Below are 16,990 nucleotides of genomic sequence, written 5' to 3'. Positions count from 1 at the left end.
TCTCATTTTTACCTGATTCAAAATACAAAGCCCTGCCTATGTGTAGGGCTTTGTTGTAATGGCACTCTGGTAACTACCTTGCTGAGGTTAACTAGATTTATGTGAAGTGGCAGGGATTTATGCAAAGAAAGAAAAGCAAGTTGACGGCAAGAGAGAGTGCAGTACAAATGCTGAGTCGACGTGATCATGGTGAGTTCGAGCTACGACAAAAACTCAAGTTGAAAGAGTTTGAGCCGAGTGACATCGACCAAGCGCTCGAATATTGCCAAGGTAATGGTTGGGTGGATGACGTGCGCTTTGCCAAAAGCCAGATCCGTCAGCATGTGTTCAAAGGTCATGGTAAACGACGTATTCAGCAGGAGTTGATGCTCAAGCAAGTGTCAGAACAAGATATAGAACAAGCCTTTGAACAAGAACCACAAGACTGGTTTGAATTGGCAAAAGAGACGGCGCATAAAAAATTTAAAGGTAAAAAAGCCGAAGATGCTAAAGCCTATGCAAAACAGGTACGTTTTCTCCAGTATCGCGGTTTTGACTTTGAACAAATTAGTTACGCATTATCGACATTTGAATCCGAACAGGAATAGCCGCGTCGAGCATTGATGATCTCCCTACTAAAGCCAAATAAACTCAAGCCGTAACTTGTTTTACTAACGGCGCGTCATCCATTACAATGACGCAAAATTATACCTCAAATATTTCCGGAAGAATTGCATGTACATGAGCACAGATGAGGTACGCCGCGCGTTCCTATCGTTCTTTGAAAGCAAAGGACACCAAATTGTTGATAGTTCTTCATTAGTTCCAGCTAATGATCCAACCTTGCTGTTTACTAACGCAGGGATGAACCAATTTAAAGATTGTTTTTTAGGTGCGGAAAAACGCAGCTATACACGTGCAACGACTGCTCAGCGTTGTGTGCGTGCAGGTGGTAAGCATAACGACTTAGAAAATGTAGGCTTCACTGCGCGTCACCATACTTTCTTTGAAATGTTAGGTAACTTCAGCTTTGGTGATTACTTTAAGCATGATGCGATTGCTTATGCGTGGGAGTTTCTAACCGAAGTCCTTCAACTGCCAAAAGACAAACTATTGGTTACAGTATACGAGACGGATGACGAAGCGTTTGAAATCTGGAATAAAGACATTGGTATTCCGGCTGATCGCATCGTACGTATTGGTGACAAAAAAGGCGGTAAACCTTACGAGTCGGATAACTTCTGGCAAATGGGTGACACAGGTCCTTGTGGTCCATGTACTGAAATTTTCTATGATCACGGCGAGCACATTTGGGGCGGTCGCCCTGGCACACCAGAAGAAGACGGTGACCGTTTTATCGAGATCTGGAACAACGTTTTCATGCAGTTCAACCGTCATGCAGATGGCACGATGGAACCACTTCCAAAGCCTTCTGTTGATACGGGCATGGGTATTGAGCGTATTTCTGCCATCATGCAAGGCGTGCACTCAAACTATGAAATTGATGTATTCCAAACCTTGATCAAAGCGGCCGCTGAAGTGATTGGTACTGATGATCTGAATAACCAGTCATTACGCGTTGTCGCTGACCATATTCGTTCATGTGCTTTCTTGATCGTCGATGGGGTTATGCCATCAAACGAAGGTCGCGGTTATGTACTTCGTCGTATTATTCGTCGCGCAGTACGTCACGGCAACAAACTCGGTGCACAAGGTGCTTTCTTCTATAAATTGGTTGGCAAACTCGCCGAAGTGATGGGTTCTGCAGGTGAAGAGCTGAAGAAACAGCAACCTGTTGTGGAAAAAGTCTTACGTATCGAAGAAGAAAACTTTGCCCGTACGCTTGATCGCGGCATGGCGATTTTAAATGAAGCCATTGATGCGCTTTCTGAAGACAACAAAGTGCTTGATGGCGAAACGGTATTCAAACTGTACGATACTTACGGCTTCCCAGCTGATTTAACCAACGATGTTGCACGCGAACGTGATGTGACTATCGATGAAGAAGGTTTCGAAAGTGCGATGGAAGCACAACGTCAGCGTGCGCGTGAAGCCGGTCAGTTTGGTACCGACTACAACAAGGCAATTAAAACTGAAGCGGATACTGAATTCTGCGGTTATGCAGGCGTGAGTGGCGAAAGTGTTGTTGCTGAAATGTTTGTAGAATCAGATTCAGTAGAAAGTATCACCGCAGGTACAGATGCGATTGTCATTTTGGATGAAACACCATTCTATGCAGAATCAGGTGGTCAATGTGGTGATGCCGGTATCATTAAAACCGAATCTGGTGTGTTTGCCGTTAATGATACCCAGAAATTAGGTAATGCGATTGCGCACTACGGTAAGTTGGTTGAGGGTGTGATGGCGAAAGGCGATAAAGCCTCAGCACAAGTTGATGCCGAACGTCGTACGGCTATTACTTTAAACCACTCAGCAACTCATCTATTACACGCAGCATTGCGAAAAGTATTAGGTGAACATGTAACGCAAAAAGGCTCGCTAGTTCGCGCTGAAAACTTGCGTTTCGACTTCTCTCATCTTGAAGCCGTTACTGAGCAAGAGTTGCGTGAAGTAGAGCGTTTGGTTAACCAACAAATTCGTCGTAACCATAATGTTGAAACTAATATTATGGACATCGAATCTGCTAAGCAAAAAGGTGCAATGGCATTATTTGGTGAAAAATACGATGAGCAAGTACGTGTACTTTCGATGGGCGACTTCTCAACCGAATTGTGTGGTGGTATTCATGCTTCCAATACGGGTGACATTGGCCTGTTTAAGATCACATCAGAAAGTGGTATTGCAGCCGGTATCCGCCGTATAGAAGCGGTAACAGGTGAAGCGGCACTTGATGCGATTGAAGCTCAGCAAGCCCAGTTCCAACAAAAATTGGCCGAAGGTCAAGCAAAAGCAAAATTGCTGGAAAAAGAAATCCAACAACTGAAAGAAAAATTAGCGTCACAAGCTGGTGCGAGTCTTATCAGTCAAGTGCAAGAGATTGCTGGTGTGAAAGTGCTAATTAGCCAACTTGATGGTGCAGACAATAAAGCATTGCGCGGTATGGTTGATGAGCTGAAAAACCAAATCGGTAGCGGTATCATCTTGTTAGGTAACGTAGCGGATGACAAAGTGGGCTTGATCGCTGGTGTGACTAAAGATCTTACCTCGAAAGTGAAAGCGGGTGAGTTAGTGAACCTAGTGGCTCAACAAGTCGGTGGTAAAGGTGGCGGTCGTCCAGATATGGCTCAAGCCGGTGGTACGGATTGCGCGGCACTACCTGCTGCATTAGAGTCGGCACAAAGTTGGATTGCAGAGAAGTTATAATCTTCTAGCGCTTTCAAATTGTATTGTAAAAAGCGGCGTATCTACGTCGCTTTTTTTATGATCAGAATCTGCCTTAACGGGTGGGTTTTTATTGAAACTCGCATCTTGAAGTTACTTGGGTATATAAGCTGAAATAAAAGAGCAATATCATTGGTAGCTTAAATATTTATAGAAGCCTATACTGGGCTAAATTTTAGCTTAGATCATAAAATGAGTCTTTTATGATACTAAATCTATAATTTTAATTGATTGTGTAAATGGAATGATTGCTATTATAGGATTGAACTATTTCTTAAAGTTAAAGCCTAAATACGAAGAAATACATTGGCATCAAATTACCGAAAAATGTGGTTTTTTATCATTAAGCTTATTTACCCAAATAGAGCTTTTAATGGATAATAGCGCAATTGCAATAATAAATAGAGATTACTACAAGGAGTAGATAATGCTAATTTTGACTCGCCGAGTTGGTGAAACATTAATGATTGGTGATGAAGTCACCGTAACCGTTCTTGGTGTGAAAGGGAATCAAGTCCGTATCGGTGTGAATGCACCAAAAGAAGTATCTGTTCATCGTGAAGAGATCTACATGCGAATTCAAGCTGAAAAAGGCAATCCTACTGCGCCATCTGGCAATTATTAATTTGCATTGTTCATCTGAGGTCAGCGCCACTGGCCTTTGTTTTGTACATAAAAACTTATCGTAAAATCAATAAAACAGGATAAATAGGTCATATTTTAACGAATTTGATTGAATACTATCCTGTTGAACGTTTTTTCCTAAATTTTGCCAAGAAAGTGTTTGACATATTTTGGGTAAAACGTAATATGTGCCTCCGCAAGACGGTGAGGTGGCCGAGAGGCCGAAGGCGCTCCCCTGCTAAGGGAGTATGCGGTTTGTAGCCGCATCGAGGGTTCGAATCCCTCCCTCACCGCCATTCTTGCATTGTTTCTTTTGAATAGGGTTTAGCAGCCATATTGAACTAAAGAAATGCTCTAATATAGAGAATCAGATTATTGCGCGCTCGTAGCTCAGCTGGATAGAGTACCTGGCTACGAACCAGGCGGTCGAAGGTTCGAATCCTTCCGAGCGCGCCATCTCTGAAACAGAACAAAATACGTGGTGAGGTGGCCGAGAGGCCGAAGGCGCTCCCCTGCTAAGGGAGTATGCGGTTTGTAGCCGCATCGAGGGTTCGAATCCCTCCCTCACCGCCATTTGTTTGGTAATGATATTGTTGGATTTGCACCTGACAATCACTCGCTACTGTTTCTATACTAGAGGTCAAATTATTGCGCGCTCGTAGCTCAGCTGGATAGAGTACCTGGCTACGAACCAGGCGGTCGAAGGTTCGAATCCTTCCGAGCGCGCCATCATTTGATACAACTGCCTTAGGGTAGAAAAGAATTCATTGCGCGCTCGTAGCTCAGCTGGATAGAGTACCTGGCTACGAACCAGGCGGTCGAAGGTTCGAATCCTTCCGAGCGCGCCATCATTCAAAATATTGAATGTTGTGAATATTGAAAATACTGCGCGCTCGTAGCTCAGCTGGATAGAGTACCTGGCTACGAACCAGGCGGTCGAAGGTTCGAATCCTTCCGAGCGCGCCATTTCAATCACAATGTTGAATATATAAAAATTTGCGCGCTCGTAGCTCAGCTGGATAGAGTACCTGGCTACGAACCAGGCGGTCGAAGGTTCGAATCCTTCCGAGCGCGCCATATTTTGAAGCCCTGCACAATTGTGTAGGGCTTTTTGCATTTTGTGGCCAGCGACGAATATGTTGCTTTTAGTCTGAGCCATTGTGCGATATTTTACTTCTTATACTAATCACACAGATTAGATGGTCAGAGGTTTCATAGGAAAAAGGCTTGATAACAAGGAAAAAATTTTCGATATGTAGTTATCCTACATTCAAAATTGTTAACGAAGTTATCGAGCCTTTTAACAAGCAAGAATGATCAGATAATTAGTACGATTGGTATTAAAATATTTACGTCTGTTTTTCATCTATTTTTATGACGTGATAGGAACAGTCAAATGCCTCAATGGCATAACGGAAAGGACAACATCTATGCCTTCTAATGCAAAAATTGTTATCTCTCAATTTGGAGAGGCTGAGTTACTTGAAATCTTAGACGCCGATATTCCAAGCCCGCAGTCGGGTGAGGTTTTGATTAAAGTATCTTATGCCGGTATTAACCCCATTGATGTTAAGACTCGAGCTGGTTTAGGTTGGGCTGCACAACATAATAAGAATAACCTACCTTGGACACCTGGCTATGACGTTTCCGGTGTGGTTGTTAAGCAAGGTGAAGGCAGCAAAAAATTCAACCTCAATGATATGGTTGCCGGTTTTATTGGTTTCCCGCTACGTGGTGGCGGTTACAGCCAATACGTTTGTGTTCCAGAAAATGAGCTAGCCTTAGTTCCTGAAGACATTTCTCTTAAACCAGCGGCAGCGATTCCATTAGCGGGCCAAACGGCGGCGCAAGCATTAGAAAAAGCGCAAATTCAATCTGGTGAAACGGTATTGATCTTAGCGGGTGCCGGTGGTGTCGGTCATATTGCAGTCCAAATAGCCGTAGCGGCAAAAACCAAAGTATTTGCCTCGTGTAGCGAAAGTAATCTGAGTTATGTCGAATCTTTAGGTGCGACAGCGCTGGATTATTCAAAACCAGATTACCTACAGCAATTGGGCTCAGTCGATGTGCTTATCGATCTCGTCGGTGGCCAAACCGCTATTGATGCGATGGCGTGTTTGCATCCAGGGAGTCGGCTAGTTACCGTTCCAACGATTACGGCTTCTCAAGTTTGTGAAGAAGCCTCTAAGCGCGGCATTATTGGTATGGGAATGCTGGTTGAGCCTGATGTTACTCAAATGGAAGAGTTATTGGGTTTGATTAGCTCAGGTATGATCAAGGTGCAAATTGAACAAGTTGTGTCATACCAAAATGTGGTTGATGCGCATAAGAAAGTCGAAACGGGCCGTGCTCGCGGGAAGATTTTACTTGATATGCAAGGATAAGCGCTCGTCTTGTCTGAATTCTATCTTGCTCTGCAATCTACCTTTGCAGGGCATCCCCTCTGGTTTTTATTCTTCTCAGGCTTTTTGAGCGCCACATTACTGCCGGGCAGCTCTGAGTTGAGCCTTTATGCCGCCTTAGGTTTGCCGGCCATTTCCGTATTTTGGGTGATCGTGGTAGCGACCTTAGGCAATACACTGGGCGGTATGACGAACTACTGGTTAGGTCAACTTCTGCCAAATCGAACCTTGCGTGAAAAACGTGGTCAACAATTGGAACGATGGATTGGTCGTTACGGTTATTGGGCATTGTTAATGAGTTGGATGCCGGTGATTGGTGATCCACTTTGCTTGGCCGCAGGATGGTTACGAATGAATCCGTGGGTTTGTACATTTATGATTATGCTGGGAAAAGGGTTAAGATACCTGTTTCTTGCAATGGTATTTAAAGGATTGATGTAGATGAAAAAATGGTTAGTGACACTCGGTGTCGTTATCTTGTCAGGCTGTTCGCTGTGGCAAGGCAAAAACGTTCAATCAAATCTCCCTGAGGGCGTCCATTTCATTGAGTCGCAAGATGCTAACCCGGATATTGCTTCCATTCCTTATTCCAAATATCAACTAGATAATGGCTTGACCGTTATTTTATCGCCCGATCATTCCGACCCGCTGGTGCACGTGGATGTGACTTATCACGTCGGGTCGGCGCGTGAAAAAGTTGGACGCTCTGGGTTTGCTCACTTTTTTGAACACATGATGTTTCAAGGCTCAGAGCATGTCGGCGATCAGCAGCATTTCAAAATTGTCACAGAAGCCGGTGGTACGCTCAATGGCACCACTAACCGTGATAGAACCAATTACTTTGAAACTGTGCCATCAAATCAGCTTGAAAAGATGTTATGGCTTGAGTCAGACCGTATGGGCTTTTTAGTGAATGCGGTTTCGCAACGCAAATTTGAAATACAACGTGATACCGTGAAAAATGAGCGTGGTCAAAACTACGATAACCGTCCTTACGGCTTAGTATACGAGAAAATTGGTGAAGCCCTGTATCCCAAAAATCATCCTTACTCATGGCAAACCATCGGGTATGTTGAAGATTTAGACCGTGTGGATGTGAATGATCTAAAAGCATTTTTCTTACGTTGGTATGGCCCAAATAATGCGGTGTTAACCATTGGTGGGGATATCGATACTGAGCAAACATTAGCTTGGGTGGCAAAATATTTCGGCTCGATTCCCAAAGGACCAGACGTTGATAATGCGCCTAAGCAACCGGTAACTTTGCCAGAAGATCGTTTCATCACACTGCAGGATCGTATTCGTCAACCTATGGTGATGATGGCATTTCCAACTGAATATCGTGGTGCTCAATCTGAAGCGTCTGTGGATGCACTAGCGGCTATTCTAGGGGATGGAAAAAATAGCCTTCTGTATCAGAACCTAGTGAAAACACAAAAGGCGATTGATGCCGGTGCCTTCCAAGATTGTGCTGAATTGTCTTGTACCTTGTATGTGTACGCGATGGGAGATGCGGGTGATAAAGGCAATTTAAAACCGATTTATCAAGCCGTAGTGGAAACGTTAGATCAGGTTAAAAAGGAAGGCGTTAAGCAAGAGCGATTGGATGCCATTACTGGACAAGCTGAAGCTGGTACAATTTACGCCTTACAAAGCGTGAGTGGTAAGGTTTCCCAATTGGCTGCCAATCAGACTTTTTATGGACAACCGGATCGCCTGCAATCTGAGTTGGAACAAATTCGAAATGTGACCCCACAAAGTGTGCAGCAAGCCTTCTCTGAGTTTGTCGATGGTAAGCACAAAGTCGTGTTGAGTGTGGTGCCGAAAAATCAAACGCAGCTTGCGGTCCAAAAAGCGAATTTTACGGCACCTAAACGCGATTTACCGCAATACCCTAAGATCAAAGATGAGCAACTGGATATTCGCGAGCCGCAAGATAACTTCGACCGTTCAGTTATGCCGCCAATTGGGGAGCCTGTTTCCGGCACTATGCCTGAGTTATATCGTTTTAATTTGGATAATGGCATCCAAGTGTTAGGTACTGAAACGACGGAGACGCCGACTGTCGCGATTCAAATTTCTTTCCCTGCTGGTAATCGTTATGTTCCTGCCGGTAAAGAAGGGTTGGCAGGGTTAACCGCGGATATGTTAGAAGAAGGCACACAGCTGCATTCGAGTGAAGAAGTTCAACAAGCATTAGATAAACTGGGTAGCAGCGTGAGCTTTTCTGCAGGAGGTTATCAATCGAGTTTAGTGATCACGTCGTTGACTAAAAATCTTGACGCCACATTAGCCTTAGCCGATGAAATGCTGTTTAAACCTGCATTCAATCAACAAGATTTTGAGCGAATTAAGAATCAAAGTATTCAAGGTTTGATTTATTCGCATCAACAACCGTCTTGGCTAGCTTCACAAGCAACCAAACAAGTGTTGTTCAAGAATAGCTTATTTAGCCGAGATAGTGACGGAAGTGTTGATTCATTGCAGGCGCTGACTTTGCAAGATGTGAAAGATTTTTATCAATCTCATTATACGCCTCAAGGTGCGAAGGCGGTGATCGTGGGAGCGATTGAGCAAACACAAGCTGAGCAAGCATTGAGTTTCTTACATAAGTGGCAAGGGCCATCCGTCATTATCCCAGATGCGGGACAATACCAAGCACCAACTAAGCAAAGCATTTATTTGGTAGATAAACCGAACTCACCGCAAAGTGTGGTTCGTTTAGCGCGTATTGCCATGCCGTACGATGCAACGGGAGAGATGTTTAAAACCCAATTAGCTAACTATAATTTAGGCGGTAACTTCAACAGTCGTATTAACCAAAATCTGCGAGAAGATAAAGGCTTTACCTATGGTGCAGGTGGCAGTGTGTTTGGCACCAAAGAAACGGGCATGGTGCTTTATAGCGCCCAAGTAAGAGCGGATGCCACCGCAGCTTCCATTCAAGAGTTAATCAATGAATTGCAGCGTTACAGTCAGCAAGGTATGACCGATGAAGAATTAGCTTTCATGCGTCAAGCGGTTGGGCAGCAAGATGCTTTAAAATATGAAACCCCGGGACAAAAAGCCGGGTTGTTGTATTCCATCTTAGATTACAACTTGAGTGATGATTTTATCGCTCAGAAAGCGCAGATTGTGAAAACGATTGATAAAGCGACATTAAATCAATTGGCTAGCAAATGGTTTAAGCCGCAAGATTATCAAATTATTGTTGTGGGTGACGCGACACGTTTAATGCCGGAATTGAAAAAATTGGGAATTCAAGTTCAGCCCCTTGAAGTTAAGCGTTAATGCCCATAAGTTAACAGAAGGTTAGCCTCGTAAGGGGCTAGCTTTGTTGCCAATTACTAGTTTGTTCGATTCATAATGAGATTCTTGATAGTAATTGTTGTCTAGAATGACTATCCTACCCGGATCGCCAACCACCATAAGTGAGTGCTATTTTGACCGACTTTTCTGCACGCCTTCAGCAAGTTGCTCGCAACCCTGAGACCTTTAAGCAATTTGGACGTGGAATCGAGCGTGAAGCGTTACGCTATGACGCAAATGATCAGCTAGCTTTGACACCGCACCCTCAAGCGCTTGGCTCTGCTTTAACCAATAAATGGATAACCACAGATTTCTCTGAATCTTTATTAGAATTCATTACTCCAGTATCGAACGATGTCGATGAGTTGTTGCAACAATTGAAAGATGTGCATCATTTCACCATGACCAAAATGGGTGAAGAAAAACTGTGGCCAATGTCTATGCCATGTTTTGTCAGTGATGAAACTCAGATCCCACTTGCTGAATATGGCACATCAAACTCGGGTCGTATGAAGAACTTGTACCGCCAAGGTTTGAAGCACCGCTATGGCAGCTTGATGCAAATTATCTCTGGCGTACATTTTAACTTTTCCTTTCCAGAGAGTTATTGGGATAGTCTGTACGGTGAACAAGATGAAGCGCAGCGAGCAGAAACCAAATCAGAAGGCTACTTTGCACTGATTCGTAATTATTATCGCTACGGTTGGATCATTCCATACTTATTCGGCGCTTCACCGGCGTTGTGCCCATCATTTGTCAAAGGCCGTGAGACAGGGCTACCATTCGAAAAGATTGGTAAAACCTTGTATTTACCTTATGCCACGGCATTACGCTTAAGTGATCTAGGTTATACCAACAGTGCGCAAAGCGATTTGCATATCGGATTTAACAGCCTGCCGGAATACTTGCAAGGCTTGAAAGCGGCTATGCATAAACCATCAGAACGTTTCGCGAAACTTGGCGTGAAAGTGGATGGTGAACATCGTCAATTAAATAGCAATGTGCTGCAAATTGAGAACGAACTGTACGCACCTATTCGTCCTAAGCGCGTAGCCAAAAATGGTGAAAAACCATCGGAAGCCTTAAAGCGCGGTGGGGTGGAGTACATTGAAGTCCGTTCGCTGGATGTGAATCCATTCAGCCCGATTGGCGTCTCCAAAGAGCAAGTGTTGTTTTTAGATTTATTTGTGACTTGGTGCGGCTTAAAAGATTCAGCACCAATGAAACCAGGTGACTTAGATTGCTGGCGCTCAAATTGGAACAATGTGATTTTAGAAGGTCGTAAGCCAGGTTTATCTTTTAAATTATGCTGCGATCAAGAGCCGAATTCTTTGGTGCATTGGGGTAAGTTGATTTTTGAGCAATTGACTGAAATTGCAATTGAAATGGATAAAGCCCACGGTGGTAATGAGTACCAAAGCGTTTGCCAAACATTAACCTCTTGGATTGATGATCCTGAGCTTACTATGTCAGGGCGTTTATTGAATGCAATTCGCGAAGCGGGTGGCATCGGTAAAGTTGGCTGTCAATTGGGTGAGCAATACCGTGCTGAATTGCTTGCGCATCAATACCAGATCTATAATCAATCCATGATGGAAGAAGAAGTGGTGCATTCGCGCCAACAACAGCAGCAGATTGAACAAGCGGATACATTGAGCTTTGATGATTTTCTCGCGGATTACTTTTCTTATCTCGTGAAAGAATAATATGGTGACATTACGGTTAATAACAGGATGGTTAGTCTTAGCATCAAGCCTGCTATTAGTCGGATGTGCAACGCCACCCCCAAGCAATCAGAGTAATTTGTGTGATATTTTCCGCCAATACCCTGATTGGTATGAAGATGCCTTAGATATGAATGATGAATACGGTGTACCGATTCAAATATCGATGGCATTTATGAAACAAGAAAGTGCGTTTGTCGGTGATGCTAAACCGCCTCGTTATTATTTTCTTGGTTTTATTCCTTGGGGACGAGTCAGTAGCGCTTATGGTTATGCTCAGGCGCAAGATCCAGTATGGTCTGAATATCAAGACGAAGTCAGCTCTTGGTCTTCACGTGATGATTTTGGTGATTCCATCATGTTTATCGGTTGGTATATTGATGGTTCACAAAAAGCGCTCGGTATTTCTAAGTGGGATACCTATAGCCAATATCTTGCCTACCACGATGGTCGTGGCGGATTTAAACGAAAAACGTATGCTCAAAAGCCGGCACTAATCAAAGTGGCGAGGCGTGTTGAGCAAACCGCAAAAGATTATGGTTGGCAACTCAAACAGTGCCAAGCCGAATTAGAAGATAACCGCAGTTGGTTTTAAGCCAGTTGCTCGAATAGATTTAGGAGAAACAGCAATGCCTCTATTAGATAGTTTTACCGTTGACCATACTCGTATGAATGCGCCAGCGGTGCGTGTTGCGAAAACAATGCAAACACCAAAAGGGGACACAATTACTGTTTTCGATTTACGTTTTTGTATTCCAAACAAAGATATTCTGTCAGAAAAAGGCATCCATACGCTTGAGCACCTGTATGCTGGCTTTATGCGTGCTCACCTTAATGGCTCAGATGTCGAAATCATTGATATCTCACCAATGGGTTGCCGCACGGGTTTTTACATGAGCTTAATTGGTACGCCAAGCGAGCAACAAGTGGCTGATGCATGGTTAGCGGCAATGGAAGATGTGCTAAAAGTTGAAGATCAGAACAAGATCCCTGAACTGAACGAATACCAATGTGGTACATATTCCATGCACTCACTCAATGAAGCGCAAGAGATCGCAAAGCAAATCATTGCAGCGGGTATTAGTGTGAACAAAAATGACGAGCTAGCGTTGCCGGAAACGATGCTGCAAGAGCTAAAAGTAGATTAAGAACTCGGTTTTCGAGGGACGGGCGCTACGCTGCTCGTTTCTAGAATAAGCATTTAAAAACAAAGGGCCCTCAGCTTATAACAAGCTAAGGGCCCTTTTTGATAAGATTACTTTCTGGTTAAGACCGAGCTACGATCAGCAGCGCGACTGAGACACGAGATCCATTAATCTTGCTTAAATAAAACAGCCCTCAGCTAAGGCAGTTGAGGGCTGTTTGTTGAAAGGCTTTTAATTCGAGCTACGAGCAGCGAAGCGCCCGAGTACCGAGAAACGTTAATGCACCTTCTTCGGCTTCTTCTTGGCTGGGTACACTTTCACTAACTTGATCTTATTCTCTGCAATCTCAATCAGCTCCATCTTGTGGTTAGCAATTTCGATGCTGAGGTAGCTTTCTGGGATGTCTTCTAAATGTTCAAGCACCAAACCATTTAAGGTGCGTGGGCCATCAGTAGGCAGTTTCCAGTTTAAGCCTTTGTTAATATCACGAATGTTGGCACTGCCTTCAATGAGGTAGCTACCGTCACTTTGTGGCGTGATTTCATCGGCCAAACTCGGTGACATTGAGGTAGTAAATTCACCGACGATTTCTTCCAGAATATCTTCAAGGGTGATGAGACCAATAATGTCGCCATATTCGTCTACGATCATGCCAATTCGTTCTTTATTGCGTTGGAACTTTAATAGCTGAACGTTGAGTGGTGTGGCTTCTGGAATGAAATACACTTCATCCGCTGCACGCAGTAGTGTCTCTTTATTAAATTCGTTTTTCTCTAACATTAATCGGTAGGCTTTACGCAGACGCAGCATGCCGACCACTTCATCGATTTGATCTCGGTATAACACAACACGACCATGCGCAGAGTGAGTTAATTGACGAACAATCGACTTCCAATCATCGTTGATATCAATGCCGGTAATCTCATTGCGCGGCACCATGATGTCATTCACGGTCACATGCTCAAGATCGAGGATAGAAATCAGCATGTCTTGGTGACGACGAGGGATCAGGCTGCCCGCTTCATTTACTACGGTACGTAACTCTTCTGAGCTTAGTGGATCGCCCGCAGAATCATTGGCTCGGACACCGAGTAAACGCAATAATCCGTTCGTGATTAAGTTCACCAAGAAGACTAATGGTGCCAGTAACTTCATTAGAATGCGCAGCAAAATACTGCTGGTGTACGACACTCGCTCAGGGTAAAGCGCGGCTAAGGTTTTTGGTGTGATTTCAGCAAAAACGAGAATCACCAGTGTCAATACACCTGTTGCAATGGCGACACCATAATCGCCATAAAGGCGCATACCAATGATGGTCGCAATAGCAGACGCTAAAATATTGACGAGGTTATTACCGATTAGGATCAAACCAATTAAGCGATCCGGGCGCTCTAATAAAGACTCAACGCGTTTAGCCCCCTTATGACCTTGGTTGGCTAAGTGTCGTAAACGATAGCGGTTTAGCGCCATCATGCCTGTTTCCGAACTGGAGAAATAGGCGGAAATGAGGATCAGAATTGCAAGTAGGGCAAACAGCAGCCCCGTTGATATTTCACCCAAACTTAGGTTTTCCTTCGATTATTATGTAATTAGTGTTGTTGGTATTCAGAGTTAGATTCAACAACCTTCAGTGATTTGAAGATATGCAGTTATGACGAAATCTGAGTACCCTGTCAATAGATAGGGGAATTCCAGCATAACTATTTCGTTTAAAATTATGTCTTAAATTAAAAAATTCTTTCTTAGCTTAAAATGATTTCGCGCACAAAGCGGCTACCAAAGTAGGCTAACGTCAGTAGCGTGGTTCCACTGATTGATAGCCATAGCACTCTTTTCCCTCGCCAACCTTGACGATAATGTCCCCACAGCAATATGCAGTATAGAACCCAAGCGATAAATGTTAAGACACTTTTATGTGCATTTTGCGTTGAGAACATACCTTCGGTATAGATAACGCCTGTAATTAATGTTGCGGTTAATAAGACTGTGCCAACCAAGATGATCTTGAAAAGGTGTCGCTCCACCATCATTAATGGAGGGAGGTTCGGGTTAATCACTAAGGACTTCTTACGCTTAAGTTGATGATCGAGCCAAGCCAATTGCAGTGCAAATAATGCGCCTATTGTCAGCGTTGAATAGGAGAATAGTGCAATTGTAATATGGGCTAATAATTCAATTTTTCCTTCAAAGTGAGTAATGAAGGTACTCGGTAAGAAGGTGGCCGCACATAAGTTGATGGCAGCAAAGCTGTAAACGACTGGAAGCAGAAACCAAAGTCGGGTTTTCCACATCGAAACCGTGAGCACAAAACAAATGATAAACCCAATTAAAGAGGCAACATTAAGAATACTCATATTTTGCCCATTTGGGTTTAATATGAGATCGCTGATTAACCAGCCATGAGTGGCCAGAGCTAAGGCTGCAAATGTAAAGACGAGTTTGATGCTAATGCCCGAGCGTTGAACCAAGCCCGGAACAATCGTGCATGTAGCAGCAAAATATAAAATGACGGCAATAATTGAGAGAATATTTTCCATATCAGCGATTGAATAAATCCATAGAGTGCAACAGTATAACTCGCAGCGAGCAAGCTATCTAAGGTTTTCTGCTTTAGCTAACCTCAGCTGTAGTGAGTGAGGTTAGGCTATTTTTAACGAGCTAAGGTTATCATACTAGCATTGAGTTGGAATGAATTGGCAGCGATCACAGAAGAAAAAATAGCCAAAGTTAGGAAAGTCAGTGAAACCAAGCGCCAGCATCGGTATACTGTGGCGCAATTGTATGCCAATAGGCTAACTCATCCCTACCTACTTGAAGCGGTTGCTTAATTGACGAGGTTCATTCGTCGGCGGCAACGTCAAATATTAGGGCTGTATAATTTATGTAAAGCTGAAATATCTTGAGTCTCAATACGGTTCAGCTTTCGATTTGATTTACTGTTATTTAGGCAAAATCATGTTTGATAATTTAACTGAAAGACTGTCCCAGACACTGAAAAACATCAGTGGTAAAGGGCGACTAACTGAAGACAACATCAAAGATACCCTGCGTGAAGTGCGCATGGCATTACTTGAAGCGGATGTTGCATTGCCAGTAGTACGCGACTTCGTTAAGCAAGTGAAAGAGCGTGCGGTTGGGATTGAAGTTTCAAAATCTTTAACGCCAGGGCAAGAATTTATTAAGATCGTTCAAGCTGAACTTGAATCGGTCATGGGCGAATCGAATGAAGCACTGAACCTAGCCGCTCAGCCGCCAGCCGTGATCTTAATGGCGGGTTTGCAGGGTGCAGGTAAAACCACCAGTGTCGGTAAACTGTCTAAATTATTAACCGAGCGTGATAAAAAGAAAGTTTTGGTTGTGTCTGCCGACGTATATCGTCCTGCGGCAATCAAGCAACTTGAAACGCTAGCCAATGAAGTTGGCACAGATTTCTTCCCATCAAGCGCTGATCAGAAGCCGATTGATATTGCCAATGCGGCAATTGATCATGCTAAAAAGAAATTTTATGACGTTGTAATTCTCGATACCGCGGGTCGTTTAGCGGTCGATGAAGAAATGATGGCAGAGATTCAAGCACTACACACCGCCATCAAGCCAGTTGAAACCTTGTTCGTGGTTGACGCCATGACAGGTCAAGATGCCGCCAACACAGCCAAAGCGTTTGGTGATGCACTGCCTCTCACCGGTGTGATCCTAACCAAAGTGGATGGTGATGCTCGTGGTGGTGCGGCGCTATCGGTTCGTCATATTACTGGTAAACCAATCAAATTCTTGGGTGTCGGTGAGAAAACCGATGCATTAGAAGCTTTCCACCCAGATCGCGTTGCTTCTCGTATTCTTGGTATGGGCGACGTTCTTTCTTTAATTGAAGATTTAGAACGTAACGTCGATAAAGAAAAAGCCGAGAAAATGGCGAAGAAGTTCAAGCAGAAGAAAGGGTTTGACCTTGAAGACTTCCGCGAACAACTTGGCCAAATGAAAAACATGGGCGGCATGGCAGGCATGATGAATAAGCTGCCAGGCATGGGAAATCTACCGGCTAATGTAAAAGATCAAGTGGATGACAAGATGTTCACTCAGATGGAAGCCATGATTAACTCTATGACCATGAAAGAACGTCAACACCCAGAATTAATCAAAGGTTCACGTAAGAAACGTATTGCAGCCGGTTCTGGTACTCAAGTGCAAGACGTAAACCGCATGCTAAAACAATTCACCCAAATGCAGAAAATGATGAAGAAAATGCAGAAAGGTGGCATGAAAGGCATGATGCGCAATATGCAAGGCATGATGGGTGGCATGGGCGGTGGTGGTTTTGGCGGCTTTGGTCGTTAATTCCACGAGTGTAATGACATTCAATGTGAAGTCTGTCACAATTCGCCATGAGCAAAAAATCATCATTAATTCGCTACTGTTGTAGTTGAATTGGTGACAAAAATATCTAAAGCCCTTGCATTGACTCGTA

The 16,990-nt window shown here is 43.8% G+C and carries 12 protein-coding genes and 7 tRNA genes; 17 read left to right on the top strand and 2 right to left on the bottom strand.

Annotation, left to right across the window (positions count from 1 at the left end; all coding sequences use genetic code 11):
- Positions 1-119: 119 nt before the first annotated feature.
- From recX to luxS, 16 genes are all read left to right on the top strand, one after another.
- Positions 120-587, top strand: coding sequence for a recombination regulator RecX (recX, locus tag Vgang_RS09315; protein WP_105900898.1), 468 nt, complete (start codon positions 120-122; stop codon positions 585-587).
- A 127-nt stretch (positions 588-714) separates the two neighbouring features.
- Positions 715-3,303, top strand: a complete 2,589-nt coding sequence (gene alaS / locus Vgang_RS09310) for an alanine--tRNA ligase (RefSeq protein ID WP_105900899.1) — start codon at positions 715-717, stop codon at positions 3,301-3,303.
- A 445-nt stretch (positions 3,304-3,748) separates the two neighbouring features.
- On the top strand, positions 3,749-3,946 hold the full coding sequence (gene csrA, locus Vgang_RS09305) for a carbon storage regulator CsrA (protein WP_086983112.1): 198 nt from the start codon (positions 3,749-3,751) through the stop codon (positions 3,944-3,946).
- A 202-nt stretch (positions 3,947-4,148) separates the two neighbouring features.
- Positions 4,149-4,241: transfer RNA gene (locus Vgang_RS09300), tRNA-Ser, on the top strand.
- A gap of 83 nt (positions 4,242-4,324) precedes the next feature.
- Positions 4,325-4,401, top strand: a tRNA-Arg gene (locus tag Vgang_RS09295).
- Positions 4,402-4,425: 24 nt separating this feature from the next.
- Positions 4,426-4,518, top strand: a tRNA-Ser gene (locus tag Vgang_RS09290).
- A 79-nt stretch (positions 4,519-4,597) separates the two neighbouring features.
- Positions 4,598-4,674: transfer RNA gene (locus Vgang_RS09285), tRNA-Arg, on the top strand.
- A gap of 42 nt (positions 4,675-4,716) precedes the next feature.
- Positions 4,717-4,793, top strand: a tRNA-Arg gene (locus Vgang_RS09280).
- 41 nt (positions 4,794-4,834) lie between these two features.
- A tRNA-Arg gene (locus Vgang_RS09275) sits at positions 4,835-4,911 on the top strand.
- Between the two features lie 34 nt (positions 4,912-4,945).
- Positions 4,946-5,022 (top strand) — tRNA-Arg (locus Vgang_RS09270).
- Positions 5,023-5,375: 353 nt separating this feature from the next.
- A complete protein-coding gene (locus tag Vgang_RS09265; protein ID WP_105900900.1) occupies positions 5,376-6,329 on the top strand; it encodes an NADP-dependent oxidoreductase in 954 nt (317 codons plus the stop codon).
- A gap of 9 nt (positions 6,330-6,338) precedes the next feature.
- Positions 6,339-6,788, top strand: a complete 450-nt coding sequence (locus tag Vgang_RS09260; RefSeq protein ID WP_105900901.1) for a YqaA family protein — start codon at positions 6,339-6,341, stop codon at positions 6,786-6,788.
- Entirely contained in the window at positions 6,789-9,638 is a 2,850-nt protein-coding gene (locus Vgang_RS09255) for a M16 family metallopeptidase (protein WP_105900902.1), read from the top strand. It abuts the gene before it with no gap.
- A 152-nt stretch (positions 9,639-9,790) separates the two neighbouring features.
- Positions 9,791-11,362, top strand: a complete 1,572-nt coding sequence (gene gshA / locus Vgang_RS09250; protein WP_105900903.1) for a glutamate--cysteine ligase — start codon at positions 9,791-9,793, stop codon at positions 11,360-11,362.
- Position 11,363: 1 nt separating this feature from the next.
- Entirely contained in the window at positions 11,364-11,975 is a 612-nt protein-coding gene (locus tag Vgang_RS09245) for a transglycosylase SLT domain-containing protein (RefSeq protein WP_105900904.1), read from the top strand.
- Between the two features lie 34 nt (positions 11,976-12,009).
- Positions 12,010-12,528 (top strand): S-ribosylhomocysteine lyase, encoded by a 519-nt coding sequence (gene luxS / locus Vgang_RS09240; protein WP_105900905.1) that lies wholly within the window; start codon positions 12,010-12,012, stop codon positions 12,526-12,528.
- 273 nt (positions 12,529-12,801) lie between these two features.
- Here luxS and Vgang_RS09235 read toward each other — a convergent pair whose 3' ends face one another.
- Positions 12,802-14,085 carry an HlyC/CorC family transporter gene (locus Vgang_RS09235; protein ID WP_105900906.1) on the bottom strand — a complete coding sequence of 428 codons (1,284 nt, stop codon included), beginning with the start codon at positions 14,083-14,085 and terminating at the stop codon, positions 12,802-12,804.
- A gap of 182 nt (positions 14,086-14,267) precedes the next feature.
- Positions 14,268-15,062, bottom strand: a complete 795-nt coding sequence (locus Vgang_RS09230) for a cytochrome C assembly family protein (RefSeq protein ID WP_105900907.1) — start codon at positions 15,060-15,062, stop codon at positions 14,268-14,270.
- A 418-nt stretch (positions 15,063-15,480) separates the two neighbouring features.
- Between Vgang_RS09230 and ffh the strand changes: the two genes are divergently transcribed.
- On the top strand, positions 15,481-16,860 hold the full coding sequence (gene ffh / locus Vgang_RS09225) for a signal recognition particle protein (protein WP_105900908.1): 1,380 nt from the start codon (positions 15,481-15,483) through the stop codon (positions 16,858-16,860).
- Positions 16,861-16,990 lie beyond the last annotated feature (130 nt).

This window comes from Vibrio gangliei, assembly GCF_026001925.1.
Classification (GTDB): domain Bacteria; phylum Pseudomonadota; class Gammaproteobacteria; order Enterobacterales; family Vibrionaceae; genus Vibrio; species Vibrio gangliei.
This window is presented reverse-complemented; position numbering and strand designations above follow the sequence as displayed.

Coding starts and splice junctions, on each gene's coding strand:
- recX (WP_105900898.1), top strand. CDS start 120: ATGCAAAGAAAGAAAAGCAAGTTGACGGCAAGAGAGAGTGCAGTACAA.
- alaS (WP_105900899.1), top strand. CDS start 715: ATGTACATGAGCACAGATGAGGTACGCCGCGCGTTCCTATCGTTCTTT.
- csrA (WP_086983112.1), top strand. CDS start 3,749: ATGCTAATTTTGACTCGCCGAGTTGGTGAAACATTAATGATTGGTGAT.
- Vgang_RS09265 (WP_105900900.1), top strand. CDS start 5,376: ATGCCTTCTAATGCAAAAATTGTTATCTCTCAATTTGGAGAGGCTGAG.
- Vgang_RS09255 (WP_105900902.1), top strand. CDS start 6,789: ATGAAAAAATGGTTAGTGACACTCGGTGTCGTTATCTTGTCAGGCTGT.
- Vgang_RS09245 (WP_105900904.1), top strand. CDS start 11,364: ATGGTGACATTACGGTTAATAACAGGATGGTTAGTCTTAGCATCAAGC.
- luxS (WP_105900905.1), top strand. CDS start 12,010: ATGCCTCTATTAGATAGTTTTACCGTTGACCATACTCGTATGAATGCG.
- Vgang_RS09230 (WP_105900907.1), bottom strand. CDS start 15,062: ATGGAAAATATTCTCTCAATTATTGCCGTCATTTTATATTTTGCTGCT.
- ffh (WP_105900908.1), top strand. CDS start 15,481: ATGTTTGATAATTTAACTGAAAGACTGTCCCAGACACTGAAAAACATC.